Origin of the sequence: Lysinibacillus sp. FW12, from assembly GCF_050817245.1 — a bacterium.
Lineage (GTDB): Bacteria > Bacillota > Bacilli > Bacillales_A > Planococcaceae > Lysinibacillus > Lysinibacillus irui.
Window position 1 is genome coordinate 2,349,031 of the sequence record NZ_CP139094.1, and the last position, 24,845, is coordinate 2,373,875.

Annotated in this window: 27 protein-coding genes; 4 read left to right on the forward strand and 23 right to left on the reverse strand. The window is 37.1% G+C overall.

Features of this window, described 5'->3' with window-relative positions:
- Positions 1-205: 205 nt before the first annotated feature.
- The 6 genes from SJW71_RS12040 to SJW71_RS12065 form a co-directional block, all read right to left on the reverse strand.
- Positions 206-616 carry an SRPBCC family protein gene (locus SJW71_RS12040; protein WP_407134593.1) on the reverse strand — a complete coding sequence of 137 codons (411 nt, stop codon included), beginning with the start codon at positions 614-616 and terminating at the stop codon, positions 206-208.
- Positions 617-633: 17 nt separating this feature from the next.
- Positions 634-1,644, reverse strand: a complete 1,011-nt coding sequence (locus tag SJW71_RS12045; protein ID WP_274793129.1) for an aldo/keto reductase — start codon at positions 1,642-1,644, stop codon at positions 634-636.
- 372 nt (positions 1,645-2,016) lie between these two features.
- Positions 2,017-2,865, reverse strand: coding sequence for a copper amine oxidase N-terminal domain-containing protein (locus SJW71_RS12050; RefSeq protein WP_431810912.1), 849 nt, complete (start codon positions 2,863-2,865; stop codon positions 2,017-2,019).
- Positions 2,866-3,003: 138 nt separating this feature from the next.
- Positions 3,004-3,285 (reverse strand): hypothetical protein, encoded by a 282-nt coding sequence (locus tag SJW71_RS12055; protein ID WP_274793127.1) that lies wholly within the window; start codon positions 3,283-3,285, stop codon positions 3,004-3,006.
- 9 nt (positions 3,286-3,294) lie between these two features.
- Positions 3,295-3,684 (reverse strand): SHOCT-like domain-containing protein, encoded by a 390-nt coding sequence (locus tag SJW71_RS12060; protein WP_322605138.1) that lies wholly within the window; start codon positions 3,682-3,684, stop codon positions 3,295-3,297.
- 13 nt (positions 3,685-3,697) lie between these two features.
- Positions 3,698-4,063, reverse strand: a complete 366-nt coding sequence (locus SJW71_RS12065; RefSeq protein WP_322605137.1) for a DUF2089 domain-containing protein — start codon at positions 4,061-4,063, stop codon at positions 3,698-3,700.
- Positions 4,064-4,314: 251 nt separating this feature from the next.
- Between SJW71_RS12065 and SJW71_RS12070 the strand changes: the two genes are divergently transcribed.
- On the forward strand, positions 4,315-4,650 hold the full coding sequence (locus SJW71_RS12070; RefSeq protein ID WP_274797323.1) for a 2Fe-2S iron-sulfur cluster-binding protein: 336 nt from the start codon (positions 4,315-4,317) through the stop codon (positions 4,648-4,650).
- 60 nt (positions 4,651-4,710) lie between these two features.
- Here SJW71_RS12070 and SJW71_RS12075 read toward each other — a convergent pair whose 3' ends face one another.
- The 4 genes from SJW71_RS12075 to SJW71_RS12090 form a co-directional block, all read right to left on the reverse strand.
- Positions 4,711-5,505, reverse strand: a complete 795-nt coding sequence (locus SJW71_RS12075) for an SDR family NAD(P)-dependent oxidoreductase (protein ID WP_322605136.1) — start codon at positions 5,503-5,505, stop codon at positions 4,711-4,713.
- A gap of 128 nt (positions 5,506-5,633) precedes the next feature.
- A complete protein-coding gene (locus SJW71_RS12080; protein ID WP_322605135.1) occupies positions 5,634-6,599 on the reverse strand; it encodes an LLM class oxidoreductase in 966 nt (321 codons plus the stop codon).
- 59 nt (positions 6,600-6,658) lie between these two features.
- Positions 6,659-7,132 carry a tautomerase family protein gene (locus SJW71_RS12085; protein WP_431810913.1) on the reverse strand — a complete coding sequence of 158 codons (474 nt, stop codon included), beginning with the start codon at positions 7,130-7,132 and terminating at the stop codon, positions 6,659-6,661.
- Positions 7,133-7,144: 12 nt separating this feature from the next.
- Entirely contained in the window at positions 7,145-7,615 is a 471-nt protein-coding gene (locus SJW71_RS12090) for a heme-degrading domain-containing protein (protein ID WP_274797244.1), read from the reverse strand.
- A gap of 665 nt (positions 7,616-8,280) precedes the next feature.
- On the opposite strand from SJW71_RS12090, the gene SJW71_RS12095 reads away from it, so the two are divergent.
- Complete coding sequence (locus SJW71_RS12095) at positions 8,281-9,759, forward strand: Lsa family ABC-F type ribosomal protection protein (protein WP_274797243.1); 1,479 nt, start codon at positions 8,281-8,283, stop codon at positions 9,757-9,759.
- 46 nt (positions 9,760-9,805) lie between these two features.
- Here SJW71_RS12095 and SJW71_RS12100 read toward each other — a convergent pair whose 3' ends face one another.
- Positions 9,806-10,276: a DinB family protein gene (locus SJW71_RS12100; protein ID WP_274797241.1), complete on the reverse strand. Its 471-nt coding sequence runs from the start codon at positions 10,274-10,276 to the stop codon at positions 9,806-9,808.
- A gap of 169 nt (positions 10,277-10,445) precedes the next feature.
- Entirely contained in the window at positions 10,446-10,580 is a 135-nt protein-coding gene (locus tag SJW71_RS12105; protein ID WP_274797240.1) for a hypothetical protein, read from the reverse strand.
- 294 nt (positions 10,581-10,874) lie between these two features.
- On the opposite strand from SJW71_RS12105, the gene SJW71_RS12110 reads away from it, so the two are divergent.
- Positions 10,875-11,384, forward strand: coding sequence for a DUF3231 family protein (locus tag SJW71_RS12110; protein ID WP_274797238.1), 510 nt, complete (start codon positions 10,875-10,877; stop codon positions 11,382-11,384).
- A 29-nt stretch (positions 11,385-11,413) separates the two neighbouring features.
- Positions 11,414-12,271, forward strand: coding sequence for a manganese catalase family protein (locus tag SJW71_RS12115; RefSeq protein WP_274797237.1), 858 nt, complete (start codon positions 11,414-11,416; stop codon positions 12,269-12,271).
- A gap of 67 nt (positions 12,272-12,338) precedes the next feature.
- Here the strand turns inward: SJW71_RS12115 and SJW71_RS12120 are convergent, their stop codons facing one another.
- The 11 genes from SJW71_RS12120 to SJW71_RS12170 form a co-directional block, all read right to left on the reverse strand.
- Complete coding sequence (locus SJW71_RS12120; RefSeq protein ID WP_431810914.1) at positions 12,339-13,367, reverse strand: MFS transporter; 1,029 nt, start codon at positions 13,365-13,367, stop codon at positions 12,339-12,341.
- Positions 13,277-13,618, reverse strand: coding sequence for an MFS transporter (locus SJW71_RS12125; protein WP_431810915.1), 342 nt, complete (start codon positions 13,616-13,618; stop codon positions 13,277-13,279). Before SJW71_RS12125 ends, SJW71_RS12120 begins: the two co-directional genes overlap by 91 nt.
- A 54-nt stretch (positions 13,619-13,672) precedes the next feature.
- Positions 13,673-15,151: an aldehyde dehydrogenase family protein gene (locus tag SJW71_RS12130; RefSeq protein ID WP_322605131.1), complete on the reverse strand. Its 1,479-nt coding sequence runs from the start codon at positions 15,149-15,151 to the stop codon at positions 13,673-13,675.
- Positions 15,152-15,231: 80 nt separating this feature from the next.
- A complete protein-coding gene (locus SJW71_RS12135) occupies positions 15,232-16,368 on the reverse strand; it encodes an acyl-CoA dehydrogenase family protein (protein ID WP_312507620.1) in 1,137 nt (378 codons plus the stop codon).
- 18 nt (positions 16,369-16,386) lie between these two features.
- On the reverse strand, positions 16,387-17,583 hold the full coding sequence (locus SJW71_RS12140) for an acyl-CoA dehydrogenase family protein (protein WP_312507619.1): 1,197 nt from the start codon (positions 17,581-17,583) through the stop codon (positions 16,387-16,389).
- 29 nt (positions 17,584-17,612) lie between these two features.
- Complete coding sequence (locus tag SJW71_RS12145; protein WP_341386245.1) at positions 17,613-18,029, reverse strand: Zn-ribbon domain-containing OB-fold protein; 417 nt, start codon at positions 18,027-18,029, stop codon at positions 17,613-17,615.
- Positions 18,030-18,040: 11 nt separating this feature from the next.
- Positions 18,041-19,204: a thiolase C-terminal domain-containing protein gene (locus SJW71_RS12150; RefSeq protein ID WP_312507617.1), complete on the reverse strand. Its 1,164-nt coding sequence runs from the start codon at positions 19,202-19,204 to the stop codon at positions 18,041-18,043.
- A gap of 20 nt (positions 19,205-19,224) precedes the next feature.
- The gene (locus SJW71_RS12155; protein ID WP_412926572.1) at positions 19,225-19,641 is read right to left on the reverse strand and encodes a MaoC/PaaZ C-terminal domain-containing protein; all 417 of its coding nucleotides are present in this window, start codon (positions 19,639-19,641) and stop codon (positions 19,225-19,227) included.
- A 70-nt stretch (positions 19,642-19,711) separates the two neighbouring features.
- Positions 19,712-20,167 carry a MaoC family dehydratase N-terminal domain-containing protein gene (locus SJW71_RS12160; RefSeq protein ID WP_431810916.1) on the reverse strand — a complete coding sequence of 152 codons (456 nt, stop codon included), beginning with the start codon at positions 20,165-20,167 and terminating at the stop codon, positions 19,712-19,714.
- Positions 20,168-20,171: 4 nt separating this feature from the next.
- A complete protein-coding gene (locus SJW71_RS12165; RefSeq protein ID WP_431810917.1) occupies positions 20,172-22,340 on the reverse strand; it encodes an acetate--CoA ligase family protein in 2,169 nt (722 codons plus the stop codon).
- A gap of 318 nt (positions 22,341-22,658) precedes the next feature.
- Positions 22,659-24,713 (reverse strand): helix-turn-helix domain-containing protein, encoded by a 2,055-nt coding sequence (locus tag SJW71_RS12170; RefSeq protein WP_341386240.1) that lies wholly within the window; start codon positions 24,711-24,713, stop codon positions 22,659-22,661.
- Positions 24,714-24,845: the final 132 nt, after the last annotated feature.

Consider the following 24,845-nt stretch of genomic DNA (forward strand, 5'->3'; position numbering starts at 1 on the left):
GTAGTTCTTGGAGTTAACTCCATGTCAACAACTTTTATAAAAACATTTCCATTACTATTTATTATCATCACACACGTTACGACAATTTATGCAAAACGATTATACTCTAGCGATTTAAAAATTCATTATGATTTAGAATAAAAAAGAGTGTCTTAAAGTCAAATTTGAACTTTAAGACACTCTTTATTCATTATAAAACTTCAATTTAGAATGCTTTTTGTAATGCTTCTAATCCATCTTGATAGATACCATGGAATAGCTCAATAGCTTCTTGGTCACTTACACCCACAGGTGTGAAACTGCCAGACCACTCGACCAACGATGATTGGCCATCAGTATCTTCTTTGACTTGGATTGTAGATAAATAATCAGTAACCGGAAACGGTGCCTTCATAATTGAATACGTGTAGTAACGTTCCTTGTCATTGAAATTTTCTAAACGCTCTACAATAGCATCTCCATCAGGGTTAGCAAGGTGACGTACACGTCCACCTTCCGTTACTTTACTGCTTGGAATATAGGGTAACCAGTCTGGAAGCGAGTCAAAGCCACCAATTAATTGCCATACTTCCTCAGGTGAAGCTGAAATTCTAATAGATGTAATAGTATTTGCCATTTTCTTTACTCTCCTTTTTATATAAAATCGATTGGTAGTGGTGCATGTGGTGCGATCAATTTTTGTTCGCGCATTTCTTCCCAGAATGCTGCTGGGATAATTGTTTTCAATGCAGCTTGGTCTTCTGCAATTCGCTCTGGTTTACTTGCGCCAGGAATGACAGCAGCAACTGCTGGGTTCGCCAATGAAAATTGTAAAGCAGCTGACTTAATGCTGATTTGATGACGATCTGCAATACTTTTGATTTTTTCTACTTTCGCCATAATTTCTGGTGACGCTTTTTGGTATTCGAAGTGAGTGCCTCCTGCAAGAACACCTGAACTATATGGGCCACCAACGACGATGTCCATATTATTTTTTTTAGCTGTTGGCATTACTCGTTGTAGCGCACGTTCGTGGTCTAATAATGTATAACGACCAGCTAGTAAGGATACATCTGGTTTTACTTCCTCCAAATCCAGTAGTAATTCAATTGGTTCTACTCGGTTTACTCCAAGTCCCCACCCTTTAATAACGCCTTCTTCACGTAATTGCGTGAGCACACGGAAGGCTCCTGTACGAGCTGTTTCAAATTGTGAAATCCACTCATCGCCATAAAAATCTTGCGCTACATCATGAATATAAACAAAATCTATACGGTCTGTTTGTAAACGTTTCAAGCTGTCCTCAATTGAGCGAAGGGTTGCGTCTGCGCTGTAATCATTAATAATTTTGTTTTTACGTCCGAATTCGAAAAGACCACCTTTTTCTCCTAAATCTCGTGCAGATGGATCTTCCAACTCATCCGAAATAATTCGACCTACCTTTGTGCTTAAAACGTACTCGTCACGATTTCTTTTTGATAAGGCTTCACCAAGACGAATCTCAGCTAAACCAGAGCCATAAAGTGGAGCTGTATCAAAGTAACGAATGCCACTCTCCCAAGCAGCATCTACAGTTGCAATTGCTTCTTCTTCTGGGATATTACGGTACATATTACCAAGAGGCGCTGTACCAAAACCTAATTTTCCTTGTAATAGATTTCTCATATTATTAAATCCTCCTAAGATTAGTTCTTTTGTTGATTGCCAGTATGATCAATGACTGATTACTTATCAAAAGTCATTTCTTCATCTGCAATATTGATTATGAGGCACCTAAAGAAAATAAAAAAGTACGCACTTTAAAGTAATATGAGCACCAAAAAGTGCCTATTAATTAGTAAAGACGGCAGACAAAGTAGTTATATACTTTATTCCCACAATAAAATAGAATTTCATTTTAAGTACTCTAAGATTGTCATAATGAGATATTAGCTTTTTGAGATGCAAAAAAACCACTCTCTTTGAGTGGCTACAAATAGCATGTACGCTTTATTTATTTAAACAAATCGAGAGATGGTTAAAACCAAATAAATAGCCTCATGGAACTGTATTACTAATAATAGTCACAAATCCGTTTCTCTTAGCCGTGTCTATTAACGTGTAAATAGATTGACTGGCTGCTTTATTATACAAATACCATTGATCTTCAGCTGCATTGTAAATCAAACTATCTGGCTTCTCTAGAAATGGTTGTTCTGAAATTTGAATTAATGAATAGAGATCAAAACGCTTGATATTGTTGCCTTCTTCGTTTAAAAAATCATATTGTCCTATTTTATAATAGCTCCCAGGTATAGCACTGTGAAAAGACCACGTGAAATCTGCTGGTGGTTCGACCTTACTTCCTTTATTTTTTACAAAAAGATGGTACATTTCTTCGATATAGGCATTGCCTTTTAATTGCTCCTCAATTCCGCCCATTGTCATGTGGTATTCATGCAGTATCGACTTTACTTCTACCCCATCGATAATTAACGGCTTCGTTTCAACTTTGACAGTTAAATTATTATAATGGACCTTACTGCCAAAGGTTTCTGCTAGAAAGCGCAATGGAACAAAGATACGCCCATTCTTTACATAAGGCTGTGTATCAAGTAATATCGTTTGTCCGTTTACCACAGCTGTACAACTGTTCTGTTTTAAGATTACCTTCATAGTGCTTTTTGTAAGCGTCACTTGCGATTTGGTCCAGTCTACCTTGGCCCCCAAATTTTCACTAATGACACGTAAAGGTACCATCATACGATTATTTTTCATTTCAGGGTTTACATCAGTTACAATTACAACATCATCCACTTTTAGCTGAATTTTTGTTGCGGCATTAGTAGTTGACGTTGCCATTATGAGAATCCAAGCAATGAATATCCCTGCAAACCCCTTTTTCATCTTCATTAGCTCCTTTAGAAAACAATATTTTCTATAGTACTTAATTCAATAGAAAGCTAATAAGCTCCTTCTTCATAATTGATTTGAAACTTTTGTACAAAAAACCACCTACTATTTGACTAGTAAGTGGTTTAATTATTATAGTCTAACCTTTACCTCTGTGCCATCTTTAGCTTTGACATCTACAAGTACAAGTCCTTTATAATTTTTCATCTCGTTGACGATAGGTTTTAAGGATTCTTTGTCGATTATTGGAAAGACAAAATCAACTTTTTTCCTTTCGAAGTACTCTTTTGTCCATTTGTTTACATTTTGCTGAATCAATTTAGAAGACAAAATGGCAAGAGCGATGTTTATCAAAGCATATGGAATGGGGACAGTAAGCCGAACGTCTTTTGCTTTCACTTTTACATGCATCATAACTAACCACTATTCAATGAAGACCGAAACGGAATCCCCGTTTGCGGATTTAATATCAACAATTTGGCCATCTAATTCATTTTCGATTGCTTCAAGGAGAAGGTTTATGTCGATATCCTTCACGTATTTTTCCGATTGTGGAATACTCGCTGCGATACTATGTCCAGCCATTAAAACTGCTTTAACAAGTTTGATTGGTAAATTGACCGTGACGTTATCATTTTCCGTTGAGACAACACGTACTTTTAAAGTCTTATCTAAATATTTAGTTGGCTTTTCAGCGAATTTATTCCCGGATTCTTCTTTCTCTTGTAATACTTGAATGAGCTCTGAACCCTTATCTGCATCAATCTTTCCTTCTTGGATCATCGTTAACACTTTTGTAATTTCTTCTTTCATGGTCAATTCCTCCTTATTCTTCTTTTAAGAGCTTGATGGCCTCTTCCGTTGTGATTTCACCATTTTCCAACATGGCCACAATTTTTTTCTCATTTACTTCATTTTTCTTCTTTTGTCCATAGCCAAGTGATGAAATAATTTCTGTTAACTTACCGCGAACCGTTGGATATGAAATCCCTAGTTCCTTTTCAACTTCTTTAATATTCCCTCGACATGTTAAAAATACTTCCACAAAATGAAGTTGATCCTTAGATAAGGATGCTAGCTTAGACAATTCAAACTCATTTTCAATCGTTGTGTGACAATGAGAACACTGTAACTTTGTAATTTTTAATGTTTTACTACAGACAGGACAATTTGTGATTACTTGATAAGCCATAGTGTACTCCTTCCTTTAAGTTAAATTGATTATATAATAAATAATTGAATAAATAAACAATGAAATTTAATTTTTTAATTAAAATAATCAATAATATTAATTTTAACTTTAACATTATTGATTATTCAGCTCCCGAAATATTAAAAGAAGCCAATTTGTTTATATTTAGCAAATGGACGATTTTTTGTATGAGATTCGCCTATAACATACAAACTTATATTAAGATTTACATTAGAAAGGGAGTAAAATTTATGCCATTTGTCACCGTATTTGGAGGGAAAACCTTTGAGGTTGAGGAAGGAAAAAAATTAGTTCTAGCTCTTGAAGATAATGGTATCAATATTCTGCATCAATGTGGAGGAAAAGCAAAATGTACTACCTGTCGAGTAGAGGTATTAGCTGGAGAGTATAAAGATACTTCGAAAATAGAGAAAAACGCTTTTGCTATTAAAAATATAGATGAAAACTTATATGATGATTGCTTGCGGCTTTCTTGTCAAATACGTGTTATTGGAGACATTACAGTTCGTCCAATTTTGATATCGGAAAGTTCTCAGGACAATAGAGGGCCAAGACCTGCAGATTAATTAGGGGATACATAAATAAAGGCATAGGAATCCAGTCCTAATGCCTTATTTATTATACTTTTAAAAGACGCTACGTACTAATCCCCCATCAATTCTCAATGCAGACCCATTAATAGCAGAAGACAGTGGGCTACTTAAAAACGTAACAAAATGAGCAATTTCCTCTGGACGAATCAGTCGCTGTATAATAGAGGTTGGACGATTTTCTTTCATAAATCGCATTTCAGCTTCTTCCATCGTCAAATGCTCATTAGGATACAAGGTATTCAACATCGCTTCGACGCCTTCTGTAAATGTAGAACCAGGCATAATGGTGTTGACCGTCACATTTGTTCCTTTCGTCAGCTCAGCTAAACTACGCGACAGGGAAAGTTGCATCGTCTTCGTGGCGCTATAATGAGCCATTTCTTGCGATGGCATAATGGCTGCTTCACTTGCAATAAAAATAACCCTTCCTTCCCTCTTTTGAATCATTTGATTGAGGTACCATCGTGTAAGGCGAACACCACTCATAATGTTGACTTCAAACATCTTCAACCATTCTTCATCCGAGATGTTAAAGTATTCTTTTGGCTCAAAAATCCCTAGGTTGTTGATCAAAATATCTACTTTTGGGTATTCTTCTGTTGCCTTTTGGCATCCTTCTGCTGTTCCTAAATCAGATATCAAAGGCTGAAGACTAGCTTCTGGGTACTGTTCCTGTAGTTCTTTTATTGTTTGAAGAACCTTATCTTCATGACGTCCGTTAATAATGACCGTAACGCCTTCTAATACTAATGATTTTGCAATGGCCTTACCAATCCCTGCTGTAGAACCTGTAACGAGCGCGGTTTTCCCCTTCAAATTTAAAAACATCGTAATCACTCCTAAGCACGTTTTTATTTGAATAAGTAGTAGTATGGAATTCTCCACTTCTTTTAAACAGTAAATATGTAAAGAAGGAGTGACAAGGCAAAATTCAGCACTTTCACTCCTCTGTATTTCTAGATGTTGCTATTTATTGCCGGAAAATGAGGTAATACCTCTTGTCCAAGCTCATGAATCACTTCTTCTGCAGGTCTTTTACTGTCAAATAATGCAAAGAAGAGATGGTTGACACCAATTTCTTTATAAATATTTAGTAGTTCGATTAACCGGTTTCGCCCTACTCGGAATCCTAAACGAATCGGCGTAGGCATTTCATTTGGATCTTCTGTTAAATCTAAGTGCATGGGCTGTGTGAATGGTTTGAAAACTCCCGGACAGTACTGTTCCACAAGCTCTCTCCATTGTCGAATAGCCTCTGCTTGAAGGTGTGGACTTCGTGGATAATACATCCAACCATCGCCGTTCTTCGCAAACCATTCCATTGATTGCTGCGCAAAACCTGTTATGATCGTTGGAATGCGCTTCGTTGGTTTTGGAACTAAATTACTTCCTTGAATAGCACCTAAAGTAGAACGAATAGAAGGAAAATCTTCATATAATACTTGATTTAAATATTGAAAGGCTTCAATAAAACGTTCTCCTCGATCATCATGGTTCACATTTAAACCATAAAAATCGGCTTTACGATCTCCAGATGAAACACCCAAAATTAGGCGCTCGGGAAATAACTGATCAATCGTTGCTATTTCTTTAGCGACTCGTAAGGGATGACGTAAAGAAAGTACGATAGCTGATGTTCCTAAAGCAATTTCCTTTGTTTGGCTTGCTAAATAGGTTAAATAAATCAACATATCATAAATTTGACCTACTGCTGGATCACCAAAAGAAGGATCTTCTAATAATACATCTCGAAACCATAGGCTAGTAAAACCATAATTCTCGGCTAATTGTGATAACTCCACCTGTTTTTCCATGGTAGGCGTACCAAAACGATAATTTTCTAATGGAATATGGAGACCTAGTGTTAACTCCCCTTCTTTATACATTCGATTATAACTATGATAATTGGAAAATTGACTCATAAAGCATTTCTTGCTCCTTTCCCCTTTTTAAATCCTTCTGAAACTTGTTTCTACGAATTTTAATATGTTCGACTTTTGGAAAGAAAATCTGGATCTGCCCCTGTTACTCCACTTTGCCCCCAATTTCCTGGAATCATTTCTCTGATGACAATAAGTATTTTATCCAAAGGTGCGTGCGTAAATTTAGATGTAGTTTGTGTTAGCTGCTTTACCCATCTATCCTTTGTTTCTTGATCAAATGTATTCCAGATATCAATCGTAATGATGGCCATTCCATCTACTGTATTTGCCTGTGTATGATAAGACTCTTGTGTATTCCAATTCATGACTCTACTCTTATCGGCAAAGCTAAGATCAGATGCAACTGCCCCAGCTTTTCCCCAGTTTTCTTTCTCAAGTTCTTTTATTAATATTTGGATTTTGTCTGGAACAATTTTTAGTAAATTTGTTGTTAGTTCAGTAAGTGTAAAAATGAATTCCTTTTTTTCTTCCGTTGACATGGATGGCCATGTATTTACCTCAATTAATGGCATAATGATTCTCCTTTAAACTTCATCATTTAACAAATTTTTAATTCCTCTAATGACTAAGTCATGATCTTCCTCAGGGGTTAATCCTGAAACTGTTATTATACCGATAACCCCAACGTTTTTTATTTGAATAGGATATGCTCCACCAAACGCAGCGTATTTTGAGGCATCTAAGCAATATTTCTCATGATATGGAATTCCACTTAACTCACTTTGCATCTGTAAATAATACGAGCTGTGGTTGTGCAGCGAAACAACCCGCTTTTTTCGTTCAATCCACTGACTATTTTCCTCAGTCATTCCTGTCATTTTATAATGAAACAATTGGACACCATTCTTTGTTATATCAACAGCAATGGATTTCCCTTCTTGCTTCGCTTTTTCTATAATTAATAAGCCTAAGCGCAGGGCATCGTCATTTGTAAAAGTGGAAAATTGAAGTGTTTCCTCTTCTTTTAAAATTTCATCTATACTTAAAGTACTCATATCACTACCTCCAGCTATCCTTCAGTTAATCGGAAATGTAGTTCTGATCAAATGCGGTTATTTTTAATGCTCATGGACGTATTACTGATCCATAAATGTATTATAAGAAGTGTATTCGACGAAGGTAAGTACGCACTTTAAAGTGATATAGTCACTTAATTGTTCCTATTATGATAGAAGGGAAAAGTTTGTGAGATGTTGAAGCAGGATTGTATTCGTTGAAAAAATTTGTTACTATGGAAATACAATTATGAGAGGACTGATGAATGAACAATGATGAACTAATCTATATTTTTATTTGAAATGAAATACTTCAAACTACAAAATATAGGGTTAGTCTGTCCATTTTTAATAATCAGTTTCCATTTATTTGTCATAATCTGTTCATGGCAAGTAAGATGACGAATTTTTTAAAGCAAAAGACTAATCCTTCCAATTGATATTGGGAGGTTTTTTTATGCTCTCATAGTTAGAATTTTTTCTGTAACTTTCATCTACTAAAAAGGAGAGGGAAAAAATGATTGATTCAGACACTATTATTACGCATGTAACACTCCGTATAAGTCGTTAATATCCATCTGCCTATACGGAGGAATATTAAAATAGATGGATATACCGACTTTGTATGAAAAGTAAAACTGTTGCTATACAAAGGAGGAACTAGCATGTCCATGATACAAGTACAAAACTTAACATTTTCTTATCCAAGTAGCTTTGACAATATTTTCGAAGAGGTAAATTTCCAAATCGATACGGATTGGAAACTTGGGTTTATCGGTAGAAATGGCCGAGGTAAAACAACATTCTTTAATCTTTTGTTAGGGAATTATGAATATAGTGGGAAAATCATTTCATCAGTAGAATTTACTTACTTCCCCTATCCTGTTTCGGATCAGAACAAATTTACTCACGAAATTTTTGAGGAAATTTGCCCACAGGCTGAAGATTGGGAATGCCTTCGTGAAATATCCTATTTGGATGTTGATGCTGAGGTTATGTACCGACCGTTCAAAACATTATCAAACGGAGAGCAGACGAAGGTGTTGCTTGCTGCATTATTTTTAACTGAGGGCCAATTTCTTTTAATTGATGAGCCAACCAACCATCTTGACACAGATGCACGAAAGATTGTCTCAGAATATTTACGGAAGAAAAAAGGATTCATTTTAATTTCTCATGATAGAGCCTTTTTAGATGGCTGTGTAGACCATATCTTATCCATCAATAGAGCCAATATTGATGTTCAAAGTGGCAACTATTCTTCATGGAAGCTGAATTTTGATAGACAGCAGGAACACGAAGAAGCAACTAATCAACGTCTACAAAAAGATATAGATCGATTAAAACAGTCTTCGAAGCGTACTTCAGGCTGGTCAAATCAAGTGGAAGCTTCCAAAAATGGGACAACAAATTCCGGGTCTAAGCTAGATAAAGGATTTGTTGGACATAAAGCCGCCAAGATGATGAAGCGGGCAAAGAACATTGAATCTAGACAACAAAAAGCCATTGAGGAAAAGTCAAAACTACTTAAAAATGTAGAAAAAACAGAGGCACTAAAATTAGAACCATTGGCCATTCAATCAAAGGAATTAATAACTTTAGCTGATGTATCTATTCACTATGATGATCACATTGTCAATAAGCCAATTAGCTTCAAGGTGGAGCAAGGCGACCGTATTGTGTTGGATGGAAAGAATGGCAGCGGAAAAAGTAGCATCCTTAAACTAATTCTAGGAGACCCTATTCAGTATACAGGCTCCATACATTTAGCATCGGGCCTTATCATTTCCTATGTTCAACAAGATACTTCGCATTTAAAGGGCATGCTGTCGGACTTCATCGAAGAGCATAATATTGATGAGACGCTATTTAAATCCATCCTAAGAAAGATGGATTTTGATCGAATTCAATTTGAAAAAGATATTTCTCATTATTCCGGTGGTCAAAAGAAAAAGCTCTTGATTGCTAAAAGTTTGTGTGAAAAAGCACATATCTATATTTGGGATGAACCTTTAAACTTTATAGATATTTATTCACGCATGCAAATTGAAGAGCTCATTCAAAGTTTTAATCCCACAATGGTTTTTGTTGAGCATGACGAGGCATTTCAAGAAGCTGTGGCAACTAAAACGATATCGATGTAGTTAAACAGGAATCCATTTTGAAACATCAAAATGGATTCCTTTCTATTTATAAAGATACTTCCTTCAAGAGCGTTTGCTTCATGCTTTTGATGATGCCCATGTGGTGGCTTTCATGGTTCATATGGAAAATGACCATATCCCCTATGGTTTTCATGCCTAAAAAAGGCTCTTTCAGAGGTTCATTTAGATGGCCTCTACACGCTTGTTCAATAAGTAGCGGTTGTTCCTCTAGAAGCGTAATTATTTGTTCCATCGTTGGAGGCTGTTCAGTCCAATTATCGGGCTTGCTCCCACTCGGAAACATTAAATGATAGGATAAAGGTAATTGTCTTTCTTGATGAACAGCTGGAAACATACTATGATCCCAACCCACTAATAAATGACCTGCGTTCCAACGGATATTGTTCGTATGGCCATCGGGTATTTGGTCCACAATATCCTCGGGAATTGTACGTAGAAATTCAACAGTCCAATTACGCCACATTTTCATTTGTTCAAATAATTGCTTTTCACTCATCTACTTCCTCCCCTTCTACACGCTATTCAAGTATATATTAACACAATATTCCAATTATTTTCATCGGCTTAAATAAACAAAAAAAGATGTATCGCTAAAATAACTAGGATACACCTTCTTATAATGAAAAAAATACCACAACTGATTGATTGTGATATTTTTTAATGTTTTACTTTTTTTCTTTATTAAATTGTTGTTGTTCTTTCTTTTGTTCTTTTTGTTCTTTCACTTCTAGTTCTTCAATATTAAATTCCATTGCTACTTCTTCTTGCTCTAATTCATTCTTTTTCTTTTCTTTCGCCATAACTCTCACCTCCAATAAGGTATAAATTGTCCTTATTGCGGTGATTTATACTATCATGCTTAAATTATGATACACATGTATAAAACCACAATATACAACCACAATAAAAGTGCGTAGTGTCTCACTACTTAAAGAGCTGCAGAGATTTATTCTCTGTGGCTTCTTTTATACGTAAGTGCAAAAAATCATGCTAGGTCTTTAAATTCTTTTGATTAAAAGGAATGTTTATTCTTTATTCATCCATACTATCTTTGTTTGAAAAAAAGGTGAAAACCAGAAAAGGAAGTGTAGAATATGGGTATTCTTGGTGGAAATCCAAAAGATGAACCATTGCATTATGGTGAAGTATTTAGTGTTTGGTCAAGTTTAATTGCAGATTATGGTATGATTTCTGGCTATCAAACGTTCTATAATCATGCTGGTGATGAAGATCTTAAAAAAATAATTGAAGATTTGATCGAAACGTGTAGAGAAGAAGTAAAACAATTAGAAAAAATTCTAAAAACGAATGGAATAGCTCTACCACCAGCTTCACCTGAAAGACCTGTCGCAAGATTGGAAGATATTCCTCCAGGTGCAAAGTTTAACGATCCTGAAATTAGTGCAGCTCTTACTGCTGATGTTGCTGCTGGATTAGTGGCATGTAGTCAAGCAATGGGTACGTCTACTCGTGAGGATGTCGCATTAATGTATGGACAATTCCACATGGCTAAAGCTCAACTTGGTGCTAAGCTTTTACGTTTAAACAAAAATAAAGGATGGCTTGTACCACCGCCATTACATGTCAATTATCCTGAAAAGTAAAGTGAATTTCCCCGAATCGAGGAATGCAAATGTATTACTATAAAGAAGAATTAATTAACATTATTAAGCCTGACAAACCGGATCCACAAGCAGCACGTGTTATGCAAGAAATACTAGGTGGTCATTATGGTGAAATGAGAACCATGATGCAATATTTTTTCCAAAGCTCTAATTTTAGAGGGAAAGAAACACAATATCGTGATTTACTTCGTGGCGTTTTCCTAGAAGAAATTGCCCACGTCGAGCTCGTACAAAATACAATAAACCAATTGCTAAACGATTCAGGTGAATCTTCTGCTCCTGGTAGTAACGGCGCCGACCAAGCCCCTTTGGATGAAGCTGTTAGACATGCTAATCCTCATCATTATATTGTGGGGGCTCAATCCTCTTTACCTGTAGATGCTGCAGGTAATCCTTGGAATGGTTCTTGGGTGTATGCGCATGGAAATTTGATTGCGGATTTATTAGATAATTTAGTGCTTGAGTCTACAGGTGTACTCCAAAAAACACGTATTTATGAGATGAGTTCAAATCAAACATTTAGGGAAACCCTTGCATTTCTAATCGTTCGAGATAATGCCCATCAAAACGCATTTGCCAAAGCATTAGAAACGTTAGGAGTTGATTGGGGAAAACTGTTCCCAGTGCCGAATTATGATATCAACAAATATCCCGAATGTAGGAAATTCGTCGAAATGGGCTATCATAATGCCCAATTTAACTTCAGATTAGATCCAACACGTATCGGTGAAATCTTCCAAGGACAAACGCCAAGTAGAAATGGCGGAGAACTTAATGTAACTCCCCCGCCTGAAGGGTTCCCTGTACCACTCATGCCAGAGATGCCAAATGAACACAGCCCTGGTCTGAAGGATATGAATCATTAATTTCCCAGTTTAATACTGGGATTTTTTTTTGTAAAAGAAATGAAATAATGAATTCTTGCTAAAAATTTTATAGACCTTCAAAACTGTTATTCATTGGTATCTCTTCAATATATGCTCTCTTTTTCTTCATCCTCCTATTGGCGATGAAAATACTAAACATACTTACGATAAATAAACCTAGGAAAATAATCCATGCCACTTTGTAGCTTTGTGTAACATCATAAATAAATCCAGAGACAATCACACCAAATGAACTTGTAGCAACGAAGAATATTTGAATAAACCCAAAAATAGCACCAAAATCTTTTTGTCCAAACAGATCATCTGTCATGAATGGTGGGCCAATTGTAGCGATCACAATACTGAAACCGTAGGCAATGGCGAACACGAACGCCAAGATTTTGGCTTCTGCCATCAGTAAAGATACCATTGCAATTGTCATACAACTTCCGACAAACAAGATTCCGCCTGTTGTTCTAAACTTATCGAAAATCGCGCCTAGTATCAACTTTCCAACAGTATTTGATAATGATAATAGTCCGAAAATGGTACCTGCAAATAGCGCGGGGTGTCCAATATCCATTAAATAAGCTGGAATATGCATTTGTACTCCACCTGCAACAAGTGCAAAGCAAACAACACCGAAAATAAATAACCAAAATACGCCCGATTTCTTGGCATCTGCCAATGTTACACCGGATTGATCTTTACTTTCCTGCTTAATTTCTACTTGATCTTTACCAAGTGCAATCATACCTTTTTCAGCAGGGCTTTTCTTTGTAAAGAATAAAATGAGAGGTAGCGATATTGCGATAATAAGCACACCGGCAATCACATACGTTGTTCTCCAGCCATAATTGGCAATCAACGTTGTTAAAATGGGACTAAGTGCAGCCGTTCCGACGCCTGAACCCGCAAATGCCAATCCCATTGCCAGTCCTTTTTTTTCATAAAACCAATTCGTAAGCATAATAGAAATAGGAATATTAGAAAAACCTGCAACGCTTATCCCGATAAAAAATGCACGATAGCAAAATATACTGCTGATTGTGCGAGCGAGTATAGCATAAAACCGCAACCTGCAAGAATGACACAAGCCGCCATAATGAGCTTCATATTTCTTTTTGCAAGTAGCTTTCCCATAAAGGGGGAGGCAATCGCGACACCTAAACCACCAACTGAAAGTACAAATGAAAAGGTAGTTCTAGTCATGCCTAATTCCTCTGTTACAGGTACAAGAAATAAACTGTGTAGAGAATTGACAATGGAAAATGCAGAAAACATAATCAAGAAGCTTGTTATAACAATGTACCATCCATAAAATATCCCTTTATTTGCTTGAGGCATATTATTCCCCATTTCATTTTTACTTTATCGGACATCATGTTTTTCTGCTACTTGTTAGCCAATTTGAATATAACATGTTTTTTCACGTGTATAATCGAGGACCGTATCTGCGCCAAAGCCACTCCCTTTTCGTCCACCAAATGGTAATTCAGTTCCTACAATGCGATACGTATTTACCCAGACGTTTCCTGATTCAATTGCGTGAATCATACGATGTGCTCGGTTTAAATCGGAGGTCCAAACGCCAGCACCTAATCCATATGCAGTATCATTTGCTATGGCAAGTGCATCCTCTTCCGTATCAAATGGAATTATTACAGCAACTGGACCAAAAATTTCTTCTTGGCATATTTGCAAATGATTATTGTCTACTAATATTAAAGTCGGTTCGATCCAGTAACCATCTGCTAATTCTTCTTGTTCGGGTAACAAGTTTGCTCCACCATATTGACCACCAATAATAATTTCGCTTCCTTCTTGTTTCCCTAACTCGATATACGAGCTTACTTTTTTAAATTGCATTTCATTGGCTACAGGTCCCATAGACGTTTGCATATCGAATGTGTTACCTAAATGAATATGTTGAGAAATTTCTTTTTTCATAAGGGAAATCATGTTAGAAAGGATGGATCGTTGAATTAGAATTCTTGAGCCACCTACACAAAGCTGTCCTGCATTGCCAGTAAAAATCCCATTTAGCGTTACTCCACTTGCTGCTTTAGCTAAATCCGCATCTTCAAAAACAATATTGGGTGATTTACCGCCAAGCTCAAGTACCATGGATTTAGGGCTTTGTGCGGTTGATTGAGCAATTGCTTTGGCTGTGTTTCCAGAACCAGTTAAGCTCACTTTGTTAACATGTGGATGACGAACAAGTGCATCGCCCACTTCAGCTCCTGTACCTGAGATAACATTTATTACGCCTGGTGGTAAGACACTTTGTATAATTTCCCCATAGCGAAGAGGCGCAACAGAGGCAAACTCTGATGGTTTAATGATGACCGTATTGCCACCTGCAAGTGCATATGCTGCTTTAACGGTGAATGTCCATAATGCTGAATTCCAAGGAATTATTCCTACCACTACCCCATATGGTTCTCGGATTGTAAACCCTACGGTGTTGGGTCCTAGTTGAACGGTTTCCCCTTTACTGCCAACATTTGTGGCTACTGCAGCTGCATCATACCAAATATTTGTTAATGTTGGAATCAGACCATACTTTGTTTCACGAATAACCCAACCATTATCTTTTGTTTCTAATTCAGCTAATTCGTCTCCAAATTGTGATATCAAATCCCCAATACGTCGTAAATAACTAGCTCGTTCACTAGCAGAAAGAGTGGCCCATTTTGGAAGTGCGTTTTGAGCTGCAGTCACTGTTGCTTCAACATCTTCGACTGTACTACATGGAATTGTCGCCCAAGCCTTACCAGTAGCAGGATTATAGCTCTCTATTTTTTTACCTAAAGAAGACGGCATTAACTGACCATTAATAACATTTTTATAGTCTTTCAAATCACTAATTGTTTTCACTGACTTTCCCACCCTTTCGTAATATGAGGTTGCTTGCCTTCTTACATAGCCACACAGAAATTGAAAGACATTCTACTACACTACCATCCTAATGCAATTGCTGTTTGCTCATAATATTGCTGGGTGCTCCCTAAATAATTTTCATAAAAACGAGCTCTTTTCACATACAGATGACAATCAAGTTCCTCTGTAAAGCCAATACCACCATGAATTTGAATACTATCGGATGCTACTTTGATAAAGGCATCGGTTGCAAATAATCTAGCACTCAAAATGGCTTCTACTTGATCGTCTGGCTTGCTTGTTATCGCCCAGTTCGCATAGTAAGCTAATGAACGAGCTGTTTCCAAATCCATTTTCATGTCTACTAATCGATGCTTAATTGCTTGAAACCTACCAATTGGTTGATTAAACTGCTCGCGAATATTAGCATATTCAACTGCAGTCTCTACAATCTTGTCCATACTTCCCACAATCGTCGCGCAAAGTGCTGCGTTAAATGATAATAGACCCTCCAGTAGAACGTCCCATCCATGATCAATTGGGCCAAGAATTTGATGCCTCGATACTTGTACTTCATCAAATATCACTTTTGTAAGTAAACGTGTTTGATCAAAGTTTTTTTGTTGTTTTAATTGCAGAGTCACTTTGTCCTTATCAATGATGACTAATGAAATCCCTTGATTATTTTCTCCGTCTGAGGTACGAACTAGGGTAAGTATACTATCTGCTAGCTCGGCTTCGGGCACTAATGTTTTTACGCCATTTAAAGTTAGAACGTCGCCTTGTAATGTAGCATTGAGTCTAACGTGAGCTGGTTTATAGTTCCCATCTGGCTCTAACCATGCAACTGTAAATGTATGTTCACCATTTGCAATAGCCGGTAAATAATTAGCTTTCTGTTCGTCTGTTCCATACTTCTCTAGCAAAGGGACTGCTAAAGCATTTGTTTCTAAATATAAACCGGGGAGTAATGCACGACCTGTTTCTTCTAATATGGGTACTAAATCTAGCTGACCTAGCCCCATCCCACCATATTCTTCTGACACATTGACACCCATACAGCCAAGCTCTGCCAAACCAGAATGTAGTGTTTTCAATGAGCTTATATTACCTTCTATAATTTCACGGGCTATTTTTGTTTGCCCCATATCATCTAAATATTTACGTACATAGCTTCGAAACATTTCTTGTTCTTGATTTAAAGAAAAATCCATTTTAAACACCCCTCCTAGTTATCGACCCATATCCTTTGGTAATCCAAGTATTCTTTCTGCAATAGTATTCTTTTGGATCTCACTTGTGCCCCCTCCAATGGTCTGTCCAAAAGAATACAAATAATTGTCTTGCCAATAGGATCGATCCATCATGGCGTCTTCTTTCCACAACACACCACGATGACCTTGCATTGAGATAGCCTGAGCAAAAAGCTCTTTTGTTAATTCACTAACTAGGAGCTTATCCATCGAACTTTCTGCGCCAGGGTGGCCATTTTTCAATTGCTTCGTTAAATTTCGATAATAGTTTAATAGTGATCCACGTGAACGGGTATATAAATCCACCATTGTTTTACGAACAAATGGATTTTTGATAATCGGTTCATTATCATCAATCAATTCCTTCGCTAAAGTAACGAGATCATTGAACTGTTGCTCTAACGTAAATACTTGGCCACCAATGCCCGTTCTTTCATGCATAAGAAGTGCAATGATAACTTTCCAACCTTCATCTACTTCTCCGATAATTTCCGTATCATAAGCAATAGCATCATTTAAATACACTTCATTAAAATCTTTTTGACCATCCATCGAAACAATTGGTCTAGTTTCTACTCCTGGCTGATGCATGTCGAGTAGGAATACCGTAATTCCTTTATGTTTTTTCTCTAATCGGCTCGTTCTTGTAATCAAAAAGCAACGATCAGCTACATGACCAAAACTTGTCCAAACTTTCTGGCCATTAATAATCCAACGATCTCCATTTTTCACCGCTGTCGTTTGGATAGCTGCTACATCTGAACCTGCATTTGGCTCAGAATAGCCTTGGCACCAGACTTCTTCACCGGTAATAATCTTTTGGATATATTTTTCCTTTTGCTCTTCAGTACCAATTTGCATTAATGTTGGAGCTACCATATGAAGACCCACATAATTAATCAATGCTGGAGCTTTTATGCGTACCATTTCTTGTTGATAGACAATTTCCTCCATTAGCGTGGCGTTGCGGCCTCCGTATTGTTGCGGCCATGCAATTGCTGCCCAACCACCTTCATATAATTTCCTTTGCCAGTCTCGTAAAAATAGCTCATACTCCTTCGATTCTTTATCTAGCTGGACCTTCCCCTGTAACCATCCAGCTGGTAAGTTCGTTTCTAGCCATGCTCTTAACTCTTGGCGAAATTGTTCTTCCTTTTCCGTAAATGAAAAATCCATCTCATCATTCCTTTCAATTAAAAGCAATACTATGCCAGTATCCATTGTGGAAGTGCGCGATCTTCCGTAATAGCCTGCCAAATCATTTTGACTGGCATACCAATCTTAATATCCTCAGGTGAACACTCTAGCAAATTACCAATTATCTTTACTTCTTGTAAATGGTCTAACTTAATAACGACGATAATCGTTGGTAGCTCATCCTGAAACCCTGGTAAGAACGGACGATACGATACAACATAAGAATAGATCGTTCCCATAATTGTAGTACCTTGATTTTCCCAGCTTAGTTCAGTTGAACCGCATTTTGCGCAGGCTGGGCCAGGTGGATGATTATACGCATGACATATTTCACATTTTTGGAGCATGAGTTCATGCCGATCAGCCGCATCCCAATAGGGTTCATTATCCTGTGTTTTCACGGGTATTGGTTTTTGATAAGTCATGAGTTTCCCTCCTAGTTTCTTAAAATCATTGCACCTGCGATGTCAGGACCAGCCCACCCAGTACAAATACCTATTTCACAATTTTCTACTTGTCGACCAGTTCCTTTATAGTCATGACGAACTTGACGGACAATTTCAAGGACATTGTTCATGCCATGTGTATATCCTTCTGATAGCATCCCACCAGCTGTATTTGTAGGTAGCTTACCACCCATTTTTAGATGGCCGTTTGCAACAAAATCACCGACTTCTCCACGTTTGGCAAAGCCGTAAGCCTCTAATTGACGCAATACTACCCAACTAAAGCAGTCGTAAATCGATGCGACCTGGATATCCTGTGCTGTTACTCCTGCTTTTTTATAAAGGGAAGGTGCAACGTAATCTGATGCCACTTCATCTAAATTCGTCCAATAATGTGCGTGTGATACGGCTTGTCTTGCTTCGATGCCCATAATATATACAGGCTTTGATTTGCAATCCTTCGCTTTTTCAGCAGATGTGACAATAATCGCATTGGCTTCGTCTGATTCTAAGCAAAAATCATGTCGATTGAATGGATAGCTTAAAGGTGGTGTCTTTAAATACTCTTCCATCGTTAATGGTTTACCGTAAAAAAATGCTTTTGGATTACGCTGAGCATGCTCGTAAAAGCTGACACACACATGGCCTAAATGTTCTTGAGTAATTCCTGTTTGGTGCATGTGACGTGTTGCAAATAAGCCGAACCATTGACCAGGACCACCAGCTCCATAGGGAATAAAAAAACTTCCGCCGTCCATTGCTGCTTGAAGCATATTGACATCCCAGCCACCACCACCCATACGAACACCAGAGCGGCCATTCATCGAACGGTAAATAAGAACTGTACTGACTTGACCTGTCTCAATTAACCCAATTGCATCGGCAATTAACATTTCTGTACTGCTTCCGCCTCCCATAATGTCTTTTACATATTTCGGTCTTACGCCTAGATAGGTTGCTACTTGATGAGCTGTGCAAGAATCATTTTCAGAGTAGCTCATGAACCCATCAATTTCTTTTGCTTCTAATCCCGCATCCCTTAAAGCAGCACGGGCAGCATCTAATGCTAAATGTAAAGGTGTGGTTCCCGAATTTTTAGAACGTTCACTTTCTCCTACGCCCACAATGGCATAGCGATCTTTAATAGTAGTCATATGGCCATCCCCCTTTTTTGTTACATCATTTGTAAAGTCGCTGTTCCAACCCCCACAACTTTTCCTGGAGCTTTCTCGGCATATAGTTCTAAATCAACGAATTGTCTTGCTTTCTCTTCATAGACTTTTTTTACGATAGCTGAACAGGATATTTCATCACCAGGTCTTGTCATTGAACCGAAGCGCATTTTAAAATTAGTCGGAGTTGCAGATGTACCAGCTAGTTCCATTACGTATTGTCCAAGAAAACCCATTACAAGCATCCCATGGGCTATTACACCAGGCATCCCAATACTTTGAGCGAAAGCATCATCCGTATGTAAAGGATTGAAATCACCTGAGGCCCCTGCATATTTGACAAGCTGTACCTTTGTTACTGGTGGCTTCACTAGTGGTTCAAGTCTTTGTCCTTCTTGTAAATCTTTAAATTGAAGCAAGATTCTTCCCCCTTTTGACTTGTATTGGAGGTTGAACGAAGCCATCAAAAATCTTCGTTCAACCAAATATTTACGCTTTATTACTTGCTAATGTACGATAAATAATATTTGTACGACTAATAACAACTAGCTCTCCCTCGTCATCTTTCATTTCTGTATCCATTACTAAAAACTGCATGGGACCATTTTTACCTTCCTTTTCATAAACATCTGTCACTTTCATTTGACAATGCAAGCGATCTCCAGGGCGAATAGGTCGACGATAAATAAACTCTTGCTCACCATGTAGCATACGACTATAATCCAAGGGCAGCTCAATTTCTTGACCACTATCAGTTCCTATTGCTACTGGAAAGCTTGGCGGTGCAATAATCCCCCCATAAATCGTTGTTTTTGCGTAAGCCTCATCGACATAAAGTGGATTCGGATCTCCAATTGCCTCTGCAAATTGACGAATATGTCTTTTTTCCACCTCAAAAACGAACTGTGGTCCAGTTAAACCAACTAAGCTTTGATCTAGCTCCATGTACTCACCCCCTTACTACTAACTTTTCTTTCAGATTTTTACTCACTACAATCATTGCGTCAGCTGCTTTGATGCCATCCTCATAAACGATTAACGGATTAATATCTAATTCTTCAATCATCGTTTCATTTTCAGTAACTAGCTTCGATACTTTCAATATCACGCTAATAATGGCTTCGATATCAGCATGTACTTTCCCACGTGCCCCCTTTAAAAGGGCCTTCCCCTTCACTTCTTCAATCATTTCTTCAGCATCGGCTCTCGTTAGCGGCGCCACTCTAAAAGAAATATCTTTAAATACTTCAACAAATATACCGCCTAATCCAAACATGATAACTGGTCCGAAATTTGGATCCTTAGTTGAGCCAATAATGACCTCAGTACCTTCAGGCAGCATCTCTTGAACTAATATGCCATTGATTTGTGCATCCTTTTTAAACTTCATAGCATTTTCATAAATTTCAGTAAACGCTTTCATTACTTCGCTTGCATTTTGAACATTAAGCCGAATTGCATCTGCCTCCGTTTTATGAGGAATATCAGCTGAATCAATCTTTAAAACAACTGGATAACCAATAGAATTTGCTAAATGAACAGCTTCCTCTACAGTAGTGGCAATGCCTCGTTTCGTTGTTGGAATATCATAAAGATCTAGTATGTCTGCTGCTTGTGATTCACTTAATATCGAGTCTGATTCACGTGCTATGGCTATAGTTTTCTTAGGAGATTTGTCTTCTTGATGAATTGTTTGTTGATGTTTTCTTAATCTCTCACTATATTCCACTAGTTTTGCTAAGCCTTTAATTGGATTTAAATCACCAGGAATAACCGGAATACCATTTTTCTCAAGCTCGTCTTTTCCTTTTGGGACAGACATGCCTTCTAAAGGGAATGTTGTTATAAAGACAAATTTATCCGAATTCTTACAGATATCTATAAATTCTTGAAGATAAGGATGATCAGCATCCCAGCCTAATGGAAATTCCGTTAAGATAATATTATGAACATCAGGATCGGCCACAAGTGCTCGAAGAGGAGCAATAAATAATTCAGGATTGGTTACTGATGCTGCTGCTGTTAAGTCAATTGGATTAAGAGCACTACCAAATGAAGGAATATGCTTTTTAATTTCTTTCTTCGTCTTTTCACATAGAGGAATAATCGATAATCCAACCCCCTCACAGCGATCAGCCTCATTAATTCCTCGGCCACCAGAGCTTGTAATTAATACGGTATTTTTCCCCTTTGGCAATTTATTGGATAAAAATAATTTTGAGAAGGTAATAATATCTTCATAATCATCGACTCTAACGATACCACTTTGCCTGAAAAACGCTTCATAGATGAGATCTGATCCAGCAAGTGAGCCTGTATGTGAAGCGGCTGCTCTACTTCCAGCAGTACTTCTCCCTGTTTTCATCAAGACGATGGGCTTTTGCCGATCTAACGCTTCATGTGCTAAATGTCGAAGTTTTTTACTATCTTTTGCACCTTCAAGATAACCAGTAATGATTTTCGTTTTTGGATCATGAATCATATATTCCACAACATCGGCAAATTCAGTTTCCATTTCATTACCGACACTCACAAAGTAATTAAAGCTTAATCCTTTTTGGGCAGCGGCCATATACGTTAAAACGCCAAATGCGCCACTCTGTGAAACATATCCAACTGCTTTTTCTTCATGTAGGGGCACTGCCAGGATAGCAGGTGAAAATGTGCCAATCATGCCATTCGTTGTATTGACTAATCCCACACAGTTAGGACCAATGATTCGAATACCATTTGCTAATGCTATGTTTGCTAACTCCTGCTGTAATTTAACACCTTCTTCGCCAATTTCAGAGAACCCAGAAGCAAAAATAATCGCTGCTTTGACATTTTTGCTTGCACATTCTTTAAGACTCTCCTGAATTTGATCAGCCCCTACACAAAAGATAGCTAAATCTACTTCACCAGGGATAGCTGTGATCGAAGGATAGCAGGTAATTCCCTCTATCTCACTAGCTTTAGGATTAATCGGATAAATGACGCCAACAAACCCTCCATCTAATAGTGCTTTCAATTGAATGTATCCAATCTTATGTGGATTGGTAGAGGCACCAAGTACTGCAATAGACTTTGGGTTAAACAAAGGTTCTAGTGATTCATAAGCTTTCAATTCTTTCGTCATTATTTCACCTCGGTTTCGAATAATAGAAAAACAATTGATGATGGTGAACATTGTATCTGACGAAGTTGAAAATCGAGGAAAAAAAGTACATGTAAAATGATTTAATTATTAGGAAGTAAAAAAAAGAAAAATAGGGAGAAACACAAGCATAGCAAGAGCTAAAACGTTCACAATTTATTTTTTGTACATCCTAACCACGACAATTACACTCGATAGCCACGACATATGGGAAGGATCATAGCCAGGGATATAGAAGATAAAAAACAAAAAACCACCTAATATACCGTTTTTTACGATATATTAGGTAGTTTTATAGTGTTAAGTAAACCTTTGGATCCAATTCTTTATTTTACGTTGAATTTTGATCGATGGTGTTTTAATCCCTCGTTCAATATGACTTATATAGGAAGTTGAAATCTCAATTTCCTCCGAAACTTGTAGCAGGGATAAATTCCATTGCTTACGTATTGCTCTAAGTTGAAGCCCCAATGCTGCTCCCTTTGCATTAGAAGATGTGTTGTCTTGGAAATCAATTGATTTTTGTGCCGTATTTTTCGTGTTTTCAATAGAACGATACTGTTCTTTTATGATGTCAGGTGGTTCAACTATAATGGTAGAATCCAACCAAATATGAACCCAGCCTTTATGATTAACGATCTTTTCCTCCCATTTATGATAATGCCATGCAGATAGCACGCCATCCTCAAGCAACTGATCCAATGCGTTCTCTAAACGGTCTCTCGTCCGAGATGGTGTACGTTCATTTACTTTTTCTCCGATAGCGTCTAATAATGTTCGAATCTTATTAGGCTGCAAGAAGTTTCCCTTTCTTGCTTGAGTTCTCCATCTCCAACTAAAATATCTCGCTAATCGTTTCTCCCACTTTTGACTATATGGGTTGTAATATAGGGTTTGGATTGGCAAAAGAGCAATTTGCCTGCCTGACCCATAAAGATACTTTGAAAAAACTTTATCGACTGTAAAAGTAAATGTTTTTTGTTGATTAATATAAGCTATATCATATTCTTTGCGATGATGATCAACGAAAAGAAAAGTTCTACCCTGAAGCTGTGTTTGGACAGCTTTACCCTTTTCATATACAGTGGCTTTGTTCAATTCTAACCATAGACTTTGAATCTTTGTAAGCGATTGCAAAACTTTGTCCTTTTGAGTTTGCTCATAACCGCCTCTTCTCCCTTCGCCTCCTAGCTTCGGTTTTAGGCCTCGTATTTTTAATAAATCATGAAAAGGAACTTCGATTATATCTTCCGTATACCGTGCTTTTGAGAGAAAAATACTACATAAAGCATCGAACATATCGACGTCTAAATCTGTTAAGCTTTGTGCTTGTTCTTGCGCTTTTTCTATCATTGCTTGTGAAGCGATGGTCCTTTCTTTAGCTTGAAAAGGAATCAATTGAATAGTTCCTTCTACATTTCCTTTGTATAAGGATGTAGTAGGCCAAAGTGTTTCGTACATGCTTTGGAAACTTTTTTTATAAAGGGCTTCTCTAACATACTGATAAGGAGCGTTATTCATAACATGCAAATAATGCTCTACCCCTAATGCTAAAATAAGATTTTGATTGTGAGGAAGTATTTTCTGATTCAATGGTTCTGATATTCGGAGCAATGATTCTATCTCTTCTAAGGATAAATGGACTAACTTCATGGAAGCTAAAATTTTATTGAACCATTCGGTCGTATAGTTATTCACAATGTCCGTATATTTTGAAATAAATCGGTCGTTTGAAGAAAGATTCTTTGTTATTTGTTGATAAAATAAATCATTTAATTCATGGGTACTTAATTGATTCATCCCTTCAAAGCCAATCGAACATTCGATTTCCTCTAATACCCAATCTGTTAAATACATTTGAAACCAGGAGCAAAACTCGTCCCATGCAGTATCTTCACCAAGAAACGTATTCGCTTTAATGATTTGTTCCATTCGGAGCACATATTTCTCAAAATGAAGCGCGTTGACATGTTTCGATTTTCGTTTATTAGTTGCTTTTACCTGTTCCTCATATTGTTGAAATAAATACATAATTATTTTTGTAGCAATCCAAGTTATCACACGATTTCTAGAGGAAATTCTTAAATTCATGAATAAATCTTCACTCTCTTTATAAGTACGATCCCATATGACGAAGGAGCTGGAAGTAACATGATGATGCAAGGGTAATGTACCTGAAAGAGGTATGTTCGGTTTTTTATTATGAGAAGAAGTTACTTGTTCATAAATACAAAGAACATAATAATTATCAATTTTATCGACAAAATGATTAGTCATGCGGTTACTACTAAAATCGTTTCGTAACATTTCCAATTGGTCAAAGGCAACATTCTCGTAATCATTATTCTTAACCATGAATACCTCCTAGCAAAAAATAAAAATATAATGATGTGTACTATATAATGATAAGTGTAATTCTAGCACCAATTAACAGAATATTCTATATTTAATTGATGGTGTTTTCATATCAATAGACAAAAAACACCG